This window comes from Streptomyces sp. NPDC058051, from assembly GCF_042885475.1.
Classification (GTDB): Bacteria; Actinomycetota; Actinomycetes; order Streptomycetales; family Streptomycetaceae; genus Streptomyces.
This window is the reverse complement of record NZ_JBHVRW010000009.1, coordinates 104,680-120,284: the sequence shown is the minus strand read 5'-3', so window position 1 is coordinate 120,284 and position 15,605 is coordinate 104,680. Positions and strand designations below refer to the sequence as shown.

The 15,605-nt window shown below is 71.9% G+C and carries 12 protein-coding genes; 9 read left to right on the top strand and 3 right to left on the bottom strand.

Annotated elements, in window-relative coordinates; translation table 11 throughout:
* Nucleotides 1–239: 239 nt before the first annotated feature.
* Nucleotides 240–1,064 carry a hypothetical protein gene (locus ACFVUT_RS16765; RefSeq protein ID WP_389648993.1) on the bottom strand — a complete coding sequence of 275 codons (825 nt, stop codon included), beginning with the start codon at nucleotides 1,062–1,064 and terminating at the stop codon, nucleotides 240–242.
* A gap of 74 nt (nucleotides 1,065–1,138) precedes the next feature.
* Nucleotides 1,139–1,996, bottom strand: a complete 858-nt coding sequence (locus ACFVUT_RS16760; protein ID WP_389648996.1) for a DUF4190 domain-containing protein — start codon at nucleotides 1,994–1,996, stop codon at nucleotides 1,139–1,141.
* Between the two features lie 215 nt (nucleotides 1,997–2,211).
* Between ACFVUT_RS16760 and ACFVUT_RS16755 the strand changes: the two genes are divergently transcribed.
* From ACFVUT_RS16755 to hemC, 4 genes are all read left to right on the top strand, one after another.
* The gene (locus ACFVUT_RS16755) at nucleotides 2,212–4,392 is read left to right on the top strand and encodes an N-6 DNA methylase (RefSeq protein WP_389648999.1); all 2,181 of its coding nucleotides are present in this window, start codon (nucleotides 2,212–2,214) and stop codon (nucleotides 4,390–4,392) included.
* Between the two features lie 119 nt (nucleotides 4,393–4,511).
* Entirely contained in the window at nucleotides 4,512–5,339 is an 828-nt protein-coding gene (locus ACFVUT_RS16750) for a hypothetical protein (RefSeq protein ID WP_389649002.1), read from the top strand.
* Nucleotides 5,336–6,874, top strand: a complete 1,539-nt coding sequence (locus ACFVUT_RS16745) for a protein kinase (protein ID WP_389649005.1) — start codon at nucleotides 5,336–5,338, stop codon at nucleotides 6,872–6,874. Before ACFVUT_RS16750 ends, ACFVUT_RS16745 begins: the two co-directional genes overlap by 4 nt.
* A 355-nt stretch (nucleotides 6,875–7,229) precedes the next feature.
* Complete coding sequence (gene hemC / locus ACFVUT_RS16740) at nucleotides 7,230–8,165, top strand: hydroxymethylbilane synthase (protein ID WP_389649008.1); 936 nt, start codon at nucleotides 7,230–7,232, stop codon at nucleotides 8,163–8,165.
* 66 nt (nucleotides 8,166–8,231) lie between these two features.
* Here the strand turns inward: hemC and ACFVUT_RS16735 are convergent, their stop codons facing one another.
* The gene (locus tag ACFVUT_RS16735) at nucleotides 8,232–10,754 is read right to left on the bottom strand and encodes a YfhO family protein (protein ID WP_389649011.1); all 2,523 of its coding nucleotides are present in this window, start codon (nucleotides 10,752–10,754) and stop codon (nucleotides 8,232–8,234) included.
* A 123-nt stretch (nucleotides 10,755–10,877) separates the two neighbouring features.
* On the opposite strand from ACFVUT_RS16735, the gene ACFVUT_RS16730 reads away from it, so the two are divergent.
* The 5 genes from ACFVUT_RS16730 (at nucleotide 10,878) to ACFVUT_RS16710 (ending at nucleotide 15,522) form a co-directional block, all read left to right on the top strand.
* Nucleotides 10,878–11,843 carry a glycosyltransferase family 2 protein gene (locus tag ACFVUT_RS16730; RefSeq protein ID WP_389649014.1) on the top strand — a complete coding sequence of 322 codons (966 nt, stop codon included), beginning with the start codon at nucleotides 10,878–10,880 and terminating at the stop codon, nucleotides 11,841–11,843.
* The gene (locus ACFVUT_RS16725; protein WP_389649016.1) at nucleotides 11,840–12,241 is read left to right on the top strand and encodes a GtrA family protein; all 402 of its coding nucleotides are present in this window, start codon (nucleotides 11,840–11,842) and stop codon (nucleotides 12,239–12,241) included. Before ACFVUT_RS16730 ends, ACFVUT_RS16725 begins: the two co-directional genes overlap by 4 nt.
* A gap of 172 nt (nucleotides 12,242–12,413) precedes the next feature.
* The gene (locus tag ACFVUT_RS16720; RefSeq protein WP_389649018.1) at nucleotides 12,414–13,070 is read left to right on the top strand and encodes a SurA N-terminal domain-containing protein; all 657 of its coding nucleotides are present in this window, start codon (nucleotides 12,414–12,416) and stop codon (nucleotides 13,068–13,070) included.
* Nucleotides 13,071–13,164: 94 nt separating this feature from the next.
* Nucleotides 13,165–14,127, top strand: coding sequence for a nucleoside triphosphate pyrophosphohydrolase (locus ACFVUT_RS16715; RefSeq protein ID WP_389649020.1), 963 nt, complete (start codon nucleotides 13,165–13,167; stop codon nucleotides 14,125–14,127).
* 9 nt (nucleotides 14,128–14,136) lie between these two features.
* Nucleotides 14,137–15,522 carry a cytochrome P450 gene (locus ACFVUT_RS16710; protein ID WP_389649023.1) on the top strand — a complete coding sequence of 462 codons (1,386 nt, stop codon included), beginning with the start codon at nucleotides 14,137–14,139 and terminating at the stop codon, nucleotides 15,520–15,522.
* The last annotated feature ends 83 nt before the right edge of the window (nucleotides 15,523–15,605 follow it).

Here is a 15,605-nt window from a genome sequence, read left to right as displayed (position 1 = left end):
GCGAACCATGGCGGCTGCTGGCGGATCCGGGGTGGGGATAACCCGAGGCCGGGCGGCGGGCCGACTGTGCGGGTGCGGCACCCGGTGGGCAAGCGAAGGACCCACCTGTACGTGAGGGAAGTACGTGGGGAAGGACCCGCCCGTACGTGGGGAAGGACCCGCCCGTATGTGGGGGAAGGACCCGCCCGTATGTGGGGGAAGGACCCGCCCGTACGTGGGTACAGGCGGGTCTCCGTGTGTCATGGGGCCGGTCTCTTCACGGTGAACGGTTTGTCGAACTCGGTGAACTCGGCGGTGAGTGGGGTGCCGGTTCCGGTGCCGGTGGCGGCGCTGGTTTCGGTGCTGGTTCCAGGGGCGGTGTCGGTTCCGGTGTCGGTGCCGAAGTGCAGTCTCAGCAGGTGGGGCTTGCCCTCCGTGGCGACCGCCGCCTGCCAGGTTCCCCTGCCCGCCCGTCCGTTGAGGGACAGGGCGGGGGCGGAGGCGATGGTGGTGGCCCTGCCCCGGCGCGCGGTGTCACTGTTCTCCGCGAGGCGGTCGAGGAGGCCCTTGCGGTCGCAGTAGCCCAGGGCCTGGGCCGTGGGGCCGTCGGCGCGGTCCGCCGTCACCCAGCGGCCCGTCAGCCTCCTGACCTCGGCTTCGGTGGCGGTCCGCGACCGGTCCGCGAACGCCGCCCGCAGCATCGCCTCGTCGGACCGCGTGGAGACCGTGCCACCGGTCCTGACCAGGTCCATCGTGCCTGCCGCGCCCAGGGACAGGGTGACCGTGCACGCGCCCCTGATGTCCGTGGCCACGTACGCCTCGACCGGGGTGCCGTCGGGCCGCTTCGTCGTCACGGCGATACGCACCGACGTGGCGGCCCGGGTCGCCGCGAGGGCCTTGTTGACGACCTCGGGGCCGGTCAGCCGGGCGAACGGCGCGCTGTCCTGCTGTCGGGCGGACAACGGATTGCAGGCCGTGAGAGCAAGTGCCGCGACGATGCCGAGCGTCGCTGCCGCGGTGCGCGCGGCGGTTGCGGCGATGTGGGCGAGGAGACGCATGGTCGGGCTCCGGTCGAGGAGGCGCATGGTCGGGCTCCGGTCGAGGGGGAGGGGCAGGGCCCAGGGCCCAGGAGGACATGGCCTGGAGCTTCAGGTTCCGCCTAGAGCTTCAGGTCCCACTGCGTGGCGTCGTACGTGAACCCGGGGTTGACCTCGACGGTCAGGTCCTTGGCGTCCGCAGGGGCGTCGAAGGCGAACTGGACGGTGACCTTCTTGCCCGGCAGGACCGTGCCGTTGAACCCCTCGCCGACCTTGCCGTCGAAGATCTGCTCGGCGTCCACACCGTCCTGGCCGGCGCGGGCCGTGACATTGACGAGTGCGGAGTCGAACTTCTCCTTGCCCGCGTTCTCGATGACGACGGCGACCCGGTAGGCCTTGTTGCCCTTGGTGTGTCCGGCGGCGTACGCGTCCGGGGTGTACGAGGTGGCGTCGCCGACCGTGACGGTCAGGTCGTCGTCGTAGACAGCCGAGTCGCCGGCTTCCAGCGCCTCGCCGGTGTCCTTCTTCTTGTCCGCGCCCCCGTCCTTCCCGGATTCCTCCCCGCCCTTCGCGGAGGCGCCGCCGGGCTCGGGCTTCGCGGAGGCCGTGGTCTCCGACACCGCCCTGTTGAGATCGTTCACCGCGTCGTCCACGGCCTTGAACGTGATCACCGCGCCCACCACCGTGAGGATCAGCGAGATCAGGCCGAGGGCGGCACCGAACGTGGCCATGCCCTTGTTGGTGGCCTCGCCCCGCTTGGCCCGGCCCCGGCCCACCAGGCCCAGGATCAGGGCGATGAGGCCGAGGATGCCCGCCAGCCAGAACAGGAACGGGATCAGGCCCGACACGGCTCCGATGACACCCAGGACGAGCGCGGCGATCCCCAGTCCGTTACGGGCCGGGCGCGCACCCGGCGCGTGGGCGGGGGCGTACGGCTGCTGGGGCTGCGGGGACTGAGGCGGCTGCGTGAACTGGGACATGGCTGTGCCCTCCGGCGAATACAGAGATGAGTGGTGAGCGGTTCTGCGCATCGCTCTCGTGGAGCGATGAGTCAATGACACCAGAGCTTGTGAACCGAGTCAACACCCTTCACATGGAATGGATTGGTGCACGCTGTGAATCGATTTTGCGTGATGCGGATCGGTATGCTCGCGGTCAGCGCACATGGGCAGGGCCAGGACCAGGGAGACAGTCAGTGCCGGAGAACTCGACAGAGGTGACCGCGGCCGGGATCGCCCGGCTCGCGGGCGTGGGGCGCGCCGCCGTCAGCAACTGGCGCCGCCGTCACACCGACTTCCCCAAGCCCGTCGGTGGCACCGAGACCAGCCCGTCCTTCGCGCTGCCCGAGGTCGAGCGCTGGCTGCGCGAGCAGGGGAAGCTTGCCGAGATCCCCCTCCGTGAACGGGTCTGGCAGCAGCTCGCGGGGCACCCTGCGGGCCCGGTCCCCGCCCTGGTCCACACGGGCTGCGCCCTGTTGCTCCTGCGGAACAGCCCCGCCGCCTGGCGGGAGATCACCTCCGTGTCGGACAAGGCGATGGCCGGTGTGCTGTCCCTCGCGCTGGACGACGTGCTCGCCGCACGCTTCGGGCCCGCGGCGGAAGCCGGACGGGCTGTTCACACCCCCGGCCGCGCGGAACTGCTGCCGTCCGTTCCGCTGCTCCGCGCAGCCGCGGAACTCGCCGCCGAGACAGACCCGCGGCAGACCTTCGAGTTCCTGCTCGGCCGCCAACTGGACGCCAACCCGCGCCAGTACACGCTCACGCCGCCCGGCCTCGCCGACCTGATGGCCGCCCTGGTGGAGACCGGGGCCCGGCCCGCACGCACGGTCCTCGACCCCGCCGCGGGCACCGGTGCCCTGCTGCGTGCCGTCGGCCGCCCGGCCGCTCTGTACGCGCAGGAGACCGATCCCGACCTCGCCGCGCTCACCGCGCTGAGGCTCGCCCTGCACACCGAGAGGGGCAGTGACTGCACCCTCGCGGTACGGACCGGCGACACCCTGCGCGCGGACGCCTTCCCGCAACTCGCCGCCGACGCCGTGCTCTGCCACCCGCCCTTCAACGAACGCAACTGGGGCCACGACGAACTCGCCTACGACCCGCGCTGGGAGTACGGCTTCCCGGCCCGTACCGAGTCCGAACTCGCCTGGGTCCAGCACGCCCTGGCCCATCTGCGCGAGGGCGGAACCGCCGTGCTTCTGATGCCCCCGGCCGCCGCGTCGCGTCGCTCGGGCCGCCGGATCCGCGCCGATCTGCTGCGGCGCGGCGCCCTGCGTGCCGTCATCGCGCTCCCCGCCGGCGCCGCACCCCCGTACGGCATCCCGCTCCACCTCTGGGTGCTGCGCAAGCCCGGCAGCGGCCTGCACCCCTCGCCGGAGCTGCTGCTCGTCGACACCGCCGAACCGTCGGATTCCCCCGCGGCCGGCCCGGCGGCGTCCGCCCCGTCCGGCGGCCGTGACCGGATCGACTGGCAGGCGGTGCGCGGCGCCGTACTCGACGCTTGGCGGTCGTTCGACGGCGACGGCGACGGCGACGGCGACGGCGGGGGCGCGGGCGAAGGCGCGGGCGAAGGCGCGGGCGCGGGCAGGGGCGAAGGCGCGGACGACGGCGCGGGCAGGGGCGAAGGCACGGGCGGGCGTGCCGTCCCCGTCATCGAACTCCTCGACGACGACGTGGACCTGGCCCCCGCCCGCCACCTGCCGCCCCCCACGGCCGCGGGCGGACCGGCCGAGCTGATCCGCGTACGCGAACGACTCACCGAGACACTCGGTCTCACCGGCACCCTCACGCCGCCGGCCGTGTCCCCCTCCGACCCCGCCCACTGGCCGCTCACGACCGTCGGTGAGCTCGCCCGTGCCGGTGCCCTCCAGCTCCGCACCGGCGGCTCGGGCACCGGCCAGGTCCCCGTCCTCACGGAACACGACGTCCTCGGCGGGGCCGCCCCTTCGGGAAGCCTCCCCGTCGACGGCCCCCCGGAGGAGCCGGTTCTCGTCGAACCGGGCGACGTCGTCGTCCCCGTGCTCGGCGGCGGCTCCGCCGCGCGCGTCGTCGACGACGCCACCGCGGGCGCCGCCCTGGGCCGCAACCTCCAGCTGCTGCGCCCCGACCCGGCCGCCCTCGACCCCTGGTTCCTCGCCGGTTTCCTGCGGGGCACCGCCAACAACCGTCAGGCCAGCAGCTACGCCTCCACCGCCACCCGGCTCGACGCGCGCCGTCTCCAACTGCCCCGGCTGCCGCTGGCGGACCAGCAGAGGTACGGGAAACGGTTCCGTGCCCTGGCCGAGTTCGAGGAGGCGCTGCGGCTGGCCGGCCGGCTCGGCGGACAGCTGGTCCAGGGGATGTACGACGGACTGACGGACGGCACGGTGGCGCCGGAGTGAGCTGAACCACAGCCGTTCCGTACAACCCGGGGCCGGATGCCGGTGTCGCCCTTTACGCTCGGATCCGCACACACGCAGCGTGTGCGCGGACGTTCACGACCAGGTCTCCAGGAGCAGCCATGTACGCCCCGGGTCATCCGCCGACGCCGCCGCGCCGCGTTCCCAGCCGGGCCTGGATCGTCTCGATGCGTGTGCTGTTCTTCGCGCTCTCGGTGTGCTCGCTCGGACTGCTGCTGTGGAGCTCGCTGCTCCGCCTCGCGTTCGTGCGCCGCCGGACGGCCGACTGGTGGCTGGCCGGGGCCGGATTCGTGTTCGTCTGCGTGCTGCTGCCGATCCTCGGCAGGGACGGCAACGACGATCCGACCGGCATCGACTACGTCCTCATACCGCTGCTGCTGCTGGCGATGGTGGCCGCTCCCGCGTACTACCTGGTCGCGGACATCCGTCACTACGACCAGCTCACGAAGCCGATTCCCCCGGGCGGATACGGGCCTTCGACGCCGGGGTACGCATACGCGCCCACGGTGCCGATGCACGGAGCGCCCTTCGCCCCCGCCACCCCGCCCATGGCCGTACAGCAGGCGCCGCCGCGACAGCCGGTACAGGCAGGGCAGCCGGTACAGGCAGGGCAGCCGATGCAGCCGCCTGCCGCGCCCTCGCAGCAGTACCAGCAGCCCCAGCCGAGCCTGCAGCCCCAGCCAAGCCCGCAGCCCTATCCGAACCAGCAGCCCCAGCCGAGCCCTCAGCCTCTTCCCAGCCCTCAGCCCCTTCCGAGCCCCCAGCCCCTTTCCGGCCCGCAGTCCCACCCCAACCCGCAGTCCCACCCCGGCCCGCGGCCCCAGCCGGGCTCCCGGCCCCAGCCGGGCTCCCGGCCCCAGCGCATCGACCAGGTCCGCGCGGAGCTCGATGAGTTGAGCGACTACCTCCGTAAGGAGGAGGGCCGGTGAGCGGCCGTCTCATCGGCGGGCGGTACCAACTGGCGACCATCCTCGGCCAGGGCGGCATGGGTCAGGTCTGGACGGCCTACGACCAGCGCCTGGACCGCCGGGTCGCGGTGAAGCTGCTGCGCCCCGACCGGGTCACCGGCCCCGCCGACGGCGACGCGGCGGACGAGCTGCGCCGCCGCTTCGTCCGCGAGTGCCGGGTCACCGCCCAGGTCGACCACCCGGGCCTGGTCACCGTGCACGACGCGGGCAGTGACGGCGATGACCTGTACCTCGTCATGCAGTATGTCGAGGGCGCCGACCTGGCCGACCATCTCGCCGAGCACGATCCGTACCCCTGGCAGTGGTCGGTCGCGGTCGCCGCCCAGCTCTGCGCCGTCCTCTGTGCCGTGCACGCGGTGCCGATCGTCCACCGCGACCTCAAGCCCCGCAACGTCATGGTGCGTCCGGACGGCACCGTCACCGTCCTGGACCTGGGCGTCGCCTCCGTCCTGGACACCGACACCACCCGGCTCACCCACACCGGCTCGCCGATCGGCTCCCCGGCCTACATGGCTCCCGAACAGGCGATGGGCGGCACTGTCGGCCCGTACACCGATCTGTACGCGCTCGGCGTGCTCCTTCACGAACTCCTCAGCGGCGACGTGCCGTTCGCGGGATCGACCGCCCTCGGTGTGCTGCACCGCCATCTCTACGAGCCGCCCCTCCCGGTCCGCCGGATCCGGCCCGACATCCCCGAACCGCTCGAAGCGCTGGTGCTGCGGCTGCTCGCCAAGGACCCCCAGCACCGCCCGTCCGGCGCCCAGGAGGTGTACGAACACCTGGCCCCGCTGCTTCCCGCCCGCGGCACCGGGCTGCCGTCGGGGCCGCTCGACCCGACCCGTCCCTTCCTGCGCCCGCACGCCCCGTGGCCCGACCGCGCGACCCCCGCGCCCCCGCCCCCGGCCCCGCCCGCACCGGCCGCCGCCCGGCCCGATGTCGCCGCCGCCGTCGACGACGTCAAGAAGCTGCTCGGCGAAGGGCGCATCACCCAGGCCGTGGACATCCTCGGCGCGATCCTCCCGGTCGCGGCCGAACAGCACGGTGACGACTCCGCCGTGGTGCGCATCCTGCGCAAGCAGTACGCGGCGACGCTGATGGACGACGGCCAGTACCGTCGCGCCCTGCCCGAACTGCGCCGCCTCGCCGACGACCGCGCGGCGGAGGCCGGCCCGGCCGACGCCCAGACCCTCCAGTTCCGCTACGACGCGGCCCAGTGCCTGGAGCAACTCGGCGAACCGGCCGCGGCGCTCGCGGAGTACCGCGCTGTGCTTCCGTACTACGAGAACCACCACGCCACGGGCAACGACCCGGCCCGCGCCTTCGAGATCCGCCATCGCATCGGGCACCTGCTGCTCGCGGTCGGCGACCACGTGGCGGCACGTGTGCAGCTCCAGGGGCTGCTGTACGACACGGAGCGGGCGTACGGACCGCATCACCCACTGCCGGAGGAACTGCGCCGCCGTCTCGACCGCCAGGTGGAGGTACACGGCGGCTGACGGGGCGACGGATCCGCGGACGGCCGCGACCACGCGAGCAGCCGGGCGGCAAGGTCTCCAGCGCCGTGGAAGGGTCAGGGCGGACGAGTGCGCCACGGATGTCTTCCCCGGGCCTGTACGCAGCGAGGGCCAGGCCAGGAATGTCATGGGTGGAGGCGTCCTTGAGGCAGTGCACTGGCCTGTCGATCTCGTCGTTGCGCCGGCGACATGACTGACGCGCGGGCACCGATTCGAAGCCGACGGGGTGTGATCCTCTCCTCCCTCTCGATAGCAACAAACTGTCGGAAAATACACCCTTGTGGCGCAAGTAGGATCTGTCGTCAACAGCGCTGCGGCTACAAGGGAGTTGATGGTGATGGCTCAACCTGTGGTGATGGTCGGATCGCGAGCGAGCAACCTGGCCAAGGCCCAGGTGCGGGAGGTGTTGGGCCCGCTGCGCGAGCGGTTCCCGGATGTCGTCTTCAGACAGCGCGTCATCCTGGAGGGCGGCGACAAGGACCGGCTCACACCGACCCTCGCCGAGGTCGCGGAGACGACCGGCGGGTCCTCCTTCTCCACGAACCAGGAACGGGCACTCCTGGACGGCGAAGTCGACGTGATCGTGCACTCCCTCAAGGACCTGCCCACCGCCGGCCCAGAAGGGCTGATGCTGCTGACCACCCCCGGTCCCCGCGCTGACCCCCGCGACGTTCTGTGCGGGCACACCCTGGAGTCGCTCCCTACAGGCGCCCGCGTCGGCACCGGCGCCCCCCGCCGCACCGCACAGCTCCTCGCACTGCGACCGGACCTGGACGTCGTCCCGATCCGGGGCAACGTCCCCGGCCGCGTCGCCAGGATCACGGGCGCGGGGGCCATGGACGCCGTGGTCCTGGCCGCCGCAGGTCTGCGCCGGCTCGGTCTGGGCGACCGGATCAGCCAATACCTCGACCTCACGGCGTATCCACCGTCACCCGGTCAAGGCGCCTTGGGCATCCAGGTACGCGTGGACAGCGAAGTCGCCCAACTCCTCGCCGGTATCGGCGACGTCACCGTGGACAGTGCGGTGCGCGCCGAGCGGGCGCTGCTCGCGGAATTGCACGGCGGTTGCTCGGTGCCCGTCGGCGCGTACGCCCAGCCCCGTCCTGACGGGACGCTGCACCTCACGGCCGCGGTGACCAGCATCGACGGTGCCCACCAGATCACCGCCAGTGGGACCGGGCCGGCCGTCGAGCCGGTCACACTCGGCCGCACCGTAGCGGCCGAGCTGCTGGCCAAGGGCGCCGAGGCCATCCTCGCCTCCGTCCGCGCGTAACCGCCCGGGCGAGATCGATCGCCCACCGCGAACAACGCGGGCTCCCACAGCAGCCTGTCGGCACCCTCACCGATGCAGTCCGGGCCGGTCCGCACCGGACACGAGCCCGCGCTCCCCGCGGGACCGTCCCCGCCACCGCGCCCACACGCCGGTCGCCAGCAGGGCGAGTGCCGCGCACGCGCCGACGGCCGTGCCCGCCCGCAGACCGGGGGGCCGGTACGAGCAGTCGACGGCGGTGCCGTGGGCGGGCACCGGGACGGAGACCAGGCCCAGGTGACTGCCGGCGGGCCGCCCCTGGCAGCTCCAGCCCGCGATCCGGGGCGCTGCGATCACGACCGTTCCTGTGCTGCCGGGCGGCAGTTCGGCCCGTATGCCGTCGGCGGTGACATGGACGGCGGTGGCGCCCGTGCGCCGCAGACCGGCGATCGCCGACGTGAGCCGGGACCGGTCCAGGCAGCCGATCGCCTCGTGCGGCACGGTCCCTTCGCGGACGGAGGCGAGCGTGACCACGACCGGCGCGCTCCCGCCCGCCGTCCCCAGGCGTTCCACCGGGGCGCGGCGGGCCGGGAGCTGCCCCTTGAACTCGATCGCCGGGCCCGTACCCAGGCGCGCCGAGCCGAACAGGTCGGGCGTCCACAGATACGCCTCCGAGGCCGCCGGACAGCGGGCGGTCAGCGTGTACGCACCGCGCCCCACCCGGTAGTCGTGCGCACCCCGGTCCGCCACCGCGGCACCCGTCGCGGTGCGCAGCACCGTCTTCGGCACCGTATAGACGCGGGAACCGAGCAGTTCCTCCTGGTTCCGGTACGGGGACCGGCCGTACGCCCTGGGTTCGCCGGGCGGCCGTACCGTCACCAGCGGCGGCGCCTCCGTACGGCTCACCGTCACCGGCCGGTCGTCCGGCGCGTTCCACACCTGATGCGGGTCGCGCGGCCCGCGCACCCGTGCACCGACCGAGAAGATCGCGTCCGTGACGGGGTTGTCGAGGCTCTGCACGGCGCGGCCGTTCGACGTCCACCCGCCGCCCAGCGCGCGCAGCGTGCGCGTCAGCACGGCGGGTGTGTGGCTGCTGTAGTACGCGGCGCCCTGCCCGCCCACCAGCAGCGGGTCGTTCGCCGTGGTCTGCTCGCGGCCGGGGTCGGTGCGGTAGCGCGGCCAGCCGTCGGCACTCGCGACGGCAGCCGCCTGTATCCGCTGCCGCTCGCCCCACGGCGCGTAGTGGTCGAGCCGGTTCAGCTTCTGCCGGTCGGCGAACGCGGTGGTCGCGGCGGCCTGCCCGGCCTGCGCGCCGATGAGCAGCACCGCGGCGAGCACCGCGTACCCGCGACCGCGGCCGGCCAGCAGCAGCGCGCCCACCGCCGCCACCAGACCGGCCGCGAACAGCGGATACGTCCACCGCGTGACCAGGTCGCTGAAACCGGCTCCGGCCGCGACCGGCACCAGCACCGCGCTCCCGCCCAGCAGGGCCCGCCACGGTGGCCAGTCGGCCGAGACGGTGATCCAGGCGGCGATCACGACCAGCCCGGCCAGGACGAACGTCTGCCGGTACGGACTGCCGTTGGGCGTGGCGAAGGCATGCCAGAGCAGGTGGGTCGGGCCCCACTGCAACGACAGCGCGACCCCGGCCACCAGCCCCGCCCACGCCCACCGCTCGCGTCGCGGCACGGACCGCTGGAAGACCAGCGCACAGGCCAGCAGCAGGGTGCCCGTGCCGAGGAAGAGCGCGGGGGTGAAGAAGCTGTACGTGTGGGGGAGCAGCCGCGCGAGCACATCGGGCCAGGCTGCGGGCTCGAACGTCCGGTCCCAGCCGGGGTAGGCGTGCTTCGTGCCCAGATAGACGGGAACGAGGACGGGCGCCGCGAGACCGATCCCCACTCCGACCGTGCGGACCGCCCGTATCAGTCCCCGGCCCACCGCCCTTCGGTCCTCCCGTTCCGTGAAGAACCGCACCGCGAGGACCAGTGCGGCCCCGAGCGTCGCCATGTACGCCGTGTAGAAGTTGGCCGCCCACACCACCGCGACGAGCAACGGCGCGGCAATACGGTGCCGTCCCGTACGGGCCCACTCACCGGCCAGGCAGAGCAGCGGCAGCGCGACCAGGCCGTCCAGCCACATCGGGTTGTACGACGCCTCGACGACCGACCAGCCGCACAGCGCGTACGAACCACCGAGCAGGCCCGCCATCCACCAGCGTCCGCCGCGCAGCGTCAGCAGCAGCAGGGCCATGAGCGCCGCGGCCGACGCCATCTTCAAGTCCGTCACCACGTAGACCGCGAGATCCGTCCGGTCGCGTGGGAAGACCCCGACGAGCAGGGCGAACGGGCTGGTCAGATAGGTGCCCAGATCCGGCAGGAAGCTCGTCCCGTACCCGGACGACCAGTTGAGCAGCACCCCGCCGTCGGCGTTCCCGTGCAGCAGGTCCCACAGCCGGGTGTGGAACGGCACGAACTGATTGCCCAGGTCGTTGACGCTCCGGGTGTGCGGCCCGAAGGGAAAGCTGCGTGCCCGGGCGTCACCGGCGCAGACGGCGGCGACGGTGAGCAGGGCGGCGAGCGCGCCCGCGCACAGGCGGGGACGGGAAGTCGGCATACGCAGGAATATGCCAGCCTCGAACGCGCAAACCCCTTCTGAAATGGGTCAGTTCACTTGATGGTCGCTCAGCGGCCATATGAAGCGCCGGATTCCGACATGTGGGCAGGCTGATGTACATCCGTGCTGATCTCGCTGGTGGTGCCTTGTTTCAACGAGGAAGAGATCCTCGAACGCTTCCATGAACGCGTGACGGAGGAAATGACCCGGCTGGGACATGAATTCCAGCTGGTGTACGTCGACGACGGCAGCGCGGACCGGACGCTGGTGATCCTCCAGGAGCTGGCCGCCGCCGATCCGCGGGCCCGCTATGTCTCCTTCAGCCGGAACTTCGGCAAGGAGGCCGCCATGCTGGCCGGCCTCCAGCACGCCGAGGGCGACGCGGTCGTCATCATGGACGCCGACCTCCAGCATCCGCCGGAGCTCGTGGGCCGGATGCTCAAGGAGCACGCCGACGGCCACGACCAGGTGATCGCCCGCCGCACCCGCAAGGGCGACCGCGTCACCCGCACCGTCAGCGCCCGTGCCTACTACTGGCTGATCAACCGCCTGGTGGACGTGGAGCTGGTCGACGGCGTCGGTGACTTCCGGCTGCTGTCCCGTCGCACCGTCGACGCCGTACTGGAACTCACCGAGTACAACCGGTTCTCCAAGGGTCTTTTCGCCTGGGTGGGATTTCGCACCACGACGTTCAGCTACGAGAATGCCGTTCGTGAACAGGGCCGGTCCACCTGGACTTTCGGAAAGCTTCTCAATTACGGTCTCGACGGCCTCCTCTCCTTCAACAACAAACCGCTGCGCGTCGCGCTCTATCTGGGCCTGCTGCTGTTGTCCGTCGCGTTCGCCTACGCCGCGTGGATCGTCGGCGTCGCACTGGTGAGAGGGGTCGACACCCCCGGCTACGTCACCCTGCTCGTCGTGGTCACCGCCCTCGCCGGAGTACAGATGGTGATGGTCGGGGTGGTCGGTGAGTACGTCGGCCGTATCTACTACGAGGTGAAGCGGCGACCGCACTTCCTGGTGAAGGCCACGAACACCGGGACGGCGCCGCAGCCGGCACGGGGATCACGGGAGTTCGTACGCCGATGACGGTCACCGCGCAGATGGCCCGCTTCGCCCTCGTGGGAGTCGTGAACACGGGCACCTACTACGGCTGCTACCTCGTCCTGCTGACCTGGCTGCCCTACATCGCCGCTCATGCGCTCGCCTTCGTGCTGAGCATGACCGGCTCGTTCTTCCTGAACTCCTTCTTCACCTACCGGACCCGCCCCACCTGGCGGAAGTTCCTGCTCTTCCCGCTCACCAACGCGGCCAACTTCGTCATCACGACCGGCGGTGTCTATCTGCTGGTCGGCCTCGCCGGGTTCAGCAGCCGGTACGCGCCGCTGGTCGCGGCCGCCGCGGCCATCCCGATCACGTTCGTCGTCTCGCGCACGATCATGCTGCGCCCGGACAGCGGCCTCCCGGCACCCGAGCGCGTGTCCTGAGCATCCCGCCGGGGCCCGGACGGGTGTGCCCAGGGTGTCCCGGGGCGGGCCCACATCCCGAACTCCTTCCGAATCGTTGGTCGAACCAGTGGCCCCAACCACATCCACTGCCTAACATCGATCACCGCAAGGTCTTGTGCACTGATGCACAAAGTCTCCCCGGGAGGTTCCTTTGCACCGCCGCAGTCGCACCGCGCTCACCGTCTTTGCCGCCCTGCTCACCGGCGCCCCACTCCTGACCGCCTGCGGCAGCCAGGCCCACCCGGGCGCCGCGGCCCTCATCGGCGGGGACCGGATCGAGGTGTCCACGCTGCAGGGCGAGGTGGCGGCCGTACGCGAAGCCCAGCGCGACGCGAAGGACGCCCCCCAGCTCATCGACAAGTCCGGGCAGCTCAGCCGGGCCAAGCTGCACGGCATGATCTTCGACCGGGTCCTGGACCGGGCCGCGCGGGACGCGGGCGTGAGTGTCAACCGCAACGAGATCCAGCAGATGCGGAAGGCGGCCGCCGCCCAGTCCGGGGGAGAGGCGCAGCTGCAGACGGCGATGCTCCAGCAGAGCTGGGTCGCCCCCAGCCAGATCGACGCCGTCCTGCGTGAGCAGGTCCAGCTGACGAAACTGGCCCAGGCGCTCGGCGCCGACCTCCAGCAGCCCGAGGGGCAGCAGGCCGTCGGCGACGCGCTCAGCAAGGCGTCGAAGGCCCTGAAGGTCGACGTCAACCCGCGCTACGGCGCCTGGGACGACAAGCAGACCCAGCTCGCCAACTACAAGGCCCCCTGGATCAAGCAGGAGAGCAAGCCCGCCGGGGCGGAGGCCGAGTCCGGCGTCTGAGGGCCGCCCCGCCGGGGACTGCGGGACACCCCTTCGGCCCGGTCCTTCGGGAGTGCGGAAAACGGCTGTCCGACCGAGCGGGTAGATTCGAACGGTGAACGCTGAAGACCCCGGCCGCATCGTCCTGCTCACCGCCAGCCACCGCGTCGCACCCGGACTCCTGTCCTGGCCCGCCTGGCAGACGCTGCACGCCGCCGACCGGGTGTTCTGCGCCGAGCAGGACCATCCCCAGCTGCCCTACCTGCGCGAGGCGGGCGTCGCCGTCGAGCACGCGGCGCCCACCGCGCAGGAGCTCGTCGACGTGTGCGCGGGCGGCCGGAGCGTGGTCGTCCTCGCCGGCGGCGAAGGCGATCAGCCGCTGACCGACGGACTGGCCCGGCTCGCCGGCTCGGGCCGGGTGCGGATGCCGGCCCTGGAGCTGCTGCCCGGTTCGTACGATCTGCCGGGTGCCCGGCTCCTCGATCTGGTCCAGGTCATGGACCGGATCCGGATCGAATGCCCCTGGACATCCCGGAAGACCCACCAGGGCCTCGCCAAGTACGCCATCGAGGAGGCGTACGAACTCGTCGAGGCGATCGAGGACGGCGACCGCGACGAGCTGCGCGAGGAACTGGGGGACGTACTCCTCCAGGTCGTCCTCCACGCCAGGATCGCCGAGGAGAGCGAGGAGGATCCGTTCTCCGTCGACGACGTGGCCGCGACGCTCGTGGAGAAGCTGATCCACCGCCATCCGCATGTCTTCGGGGACGAGACCGCCGAGACCCCGGAGGACGTGCACGCGCACTGGCTGCGGACCAAGGCCATCGAGAAGCAGCGCGACTCGGTCACCGACGGAGTGCCGCTCGGCCAGCCCGGCCTCGCGCTCGCGGCGAAACTGGCCGGCCGGGTGCGTACAGCGGGGCTCGACGTGGCGCTCCCCACGGGCGACGGCATCGGTTACGAGCTCCTCGCCCTCGCCGCACGCGCCGAACAGGACGGTGTCGACCCCGAGGCCGCTCTGCGGGCCGCGGGCCGCGCCTACCGGGACGCCATCCGGGCGGCGGAGGGCAACGGATAACGTCGGGGGGTGAATCACAGCCCCACGGACCGTCCCGCCGGTCAGCCTGCCCACAGCCCCGCGGGTGAGCCCGCCGACCGTGGTGCCGCTCCCGCCGGTCCTGCGCCCGCCGACCGCCCCGCCGCCTGTCCCGTCGACGCGCCCCCACTCTTCACCTGGGAGTTCGCCACCGATCCCTACCCGGCCTACGCGTGGCTGCGCGAGCACAGCCCCGTGCACCGGACCGCGCTGCCCAGCGGCGTCGAGGCCTGGCTCGTGACCCGGTACGCGGACGCCCGGCAGGCGCTCGCCGACACCCGGCTCTCCAAGAACCCGGCGCACCACGCCGAGCCGGCGCACGCCAAGGGCAAGACGGGTATTCCGGGCGAACGCAAGGCGGAGCTGATGACGCATCTGCTGAACATCGACCCGCCCGACCACACCCGGCTGCGCCGCCTCGTCTCCAAGGCGTTCACCCCGCGCCGGGTCGCCGAGTTCGCGCCCCGCGTGCAGGAGCTGACGGACCGTCTCATCGACCGCTTCGTCGCGGAGGGGAAGGCGGACCTCATCCACGACTTCGCGTTCCCGCTCCCCATCTACGCGATCTGCGACCTGCTCGGCGTCCCCCGCGAGGACCAGGACGACTTCCGGGACTGGGCGGGCATGATGATCCGCCACGGCGGCGGCCCCCGCGGCGGGGTGGCCAGGTCGGTGAAGAAGATGCGCGGCTATCTCGCCGAGCTGATCCACCGCAAGCGGGAGAACCCGGGGGACGACCTGATCTCGGGGCTGATCCGGGCCAGTGACCACGGAGAGCACCTCACCGAGAACGAGGCCGCGGCCATGGCCTTCATCCTCCTCTTCGCCGGGTTCGAGACGACGGTCAACCTCATCGGCAACGGGGTCTACGCCCTGCTGCGCAACCCCGGACAACGCGAACGGCTCCAGCTCTCCCTCGACGCGGGGGAGAGCGATCTGCTGGAGACCGGGATCGAGGAGCTGCTGCGGTACGACGGGCCGGTGGAGCTGGCGACCTGGCGGTTCGCCACCGAGCCGCTGACGCTCGGCGGACAGCACATCGCGGTCGGCGACCCGGTACTCGTCGTGCTCGCCGCCGCCGACCGCGACCCGGAACGCTTCGAGGACCCCGACACGCTCGACCTCGCGCGGCGTGACAATCAGCACCTCGGATACGGGCACGGCATCCACTACTGCCTGGGAGCGCCGCTCGCCCGACTGGAGGGACGGACCGCGCTCACCACCCTGCTCAGACGCCTTCCCGACCTGCGCCTTGCGGTGGAACCTACCGATTTGCGGTGGCGTGGCGGGCTGATCATGCGTGGACTGCGCACGTTGCCCGTGGAGTTCACGCCGGGCGCCACCACGACGCAGGATGACGCTCCGTCAACTCTGTGACTTCGACGTGATCTGTGCTGCATCGACTTGTGACACGCGTTCGAGTCCCGCTAGGTTCACCGTTCGACTCACCCGTCACACGG

What these genes read in the sequence shown, in the direction of transcription:
- ACFVUT_RS16765 (WP_389648993.1), bottom strand. Translation starts at nt 1,064, where the DNA reads ATGCGCCTCCTCGACCGGAGCCCGACCATGCGTCTCCTCGCCCACATC.
- ACFVUT_RS16760 (WP_389648996.1), bottom strand. Translation starts at nt 1,996, where the DNA reads ATGTCCCAGTTCACGCAGCCGCCTCAGTCCCCGCAGCCCCAGCAGCCG.
- ACFVUT_RS16750 (WP_389649002.1), top strand. Translation starts at nt 4,512, where the DNA reads ATGTACGCCCCGGGTCATCCGCCGACGCCGCCGCGCCGCGTTCCCAGC.
- hemC (WP_389649008.1), top strand. Translation starts at nt 7,230, where the DNA reads ATGGCTCAACCTGTGGTGATGGTCGGATCGCGAGCGAGCAACCTGGCC.
- ACFVUT_RS16735 (WP_389649011.1), bottom strand. Translation starts at nt 10,754, where the DNA reads ATGCCGACTTCCCGTCCCCGCCTGTGCGCGGGCGCGCTCGCCGCCCTG.
- ACFVUT_RS16725 (WP_389649016.1), top strand. Translation starts at nt 11,840, where the DNA reads ATGACGGTCACCGCGCAGATGGCCCGCTTCGCCCTCGTGGGAGTCGTG.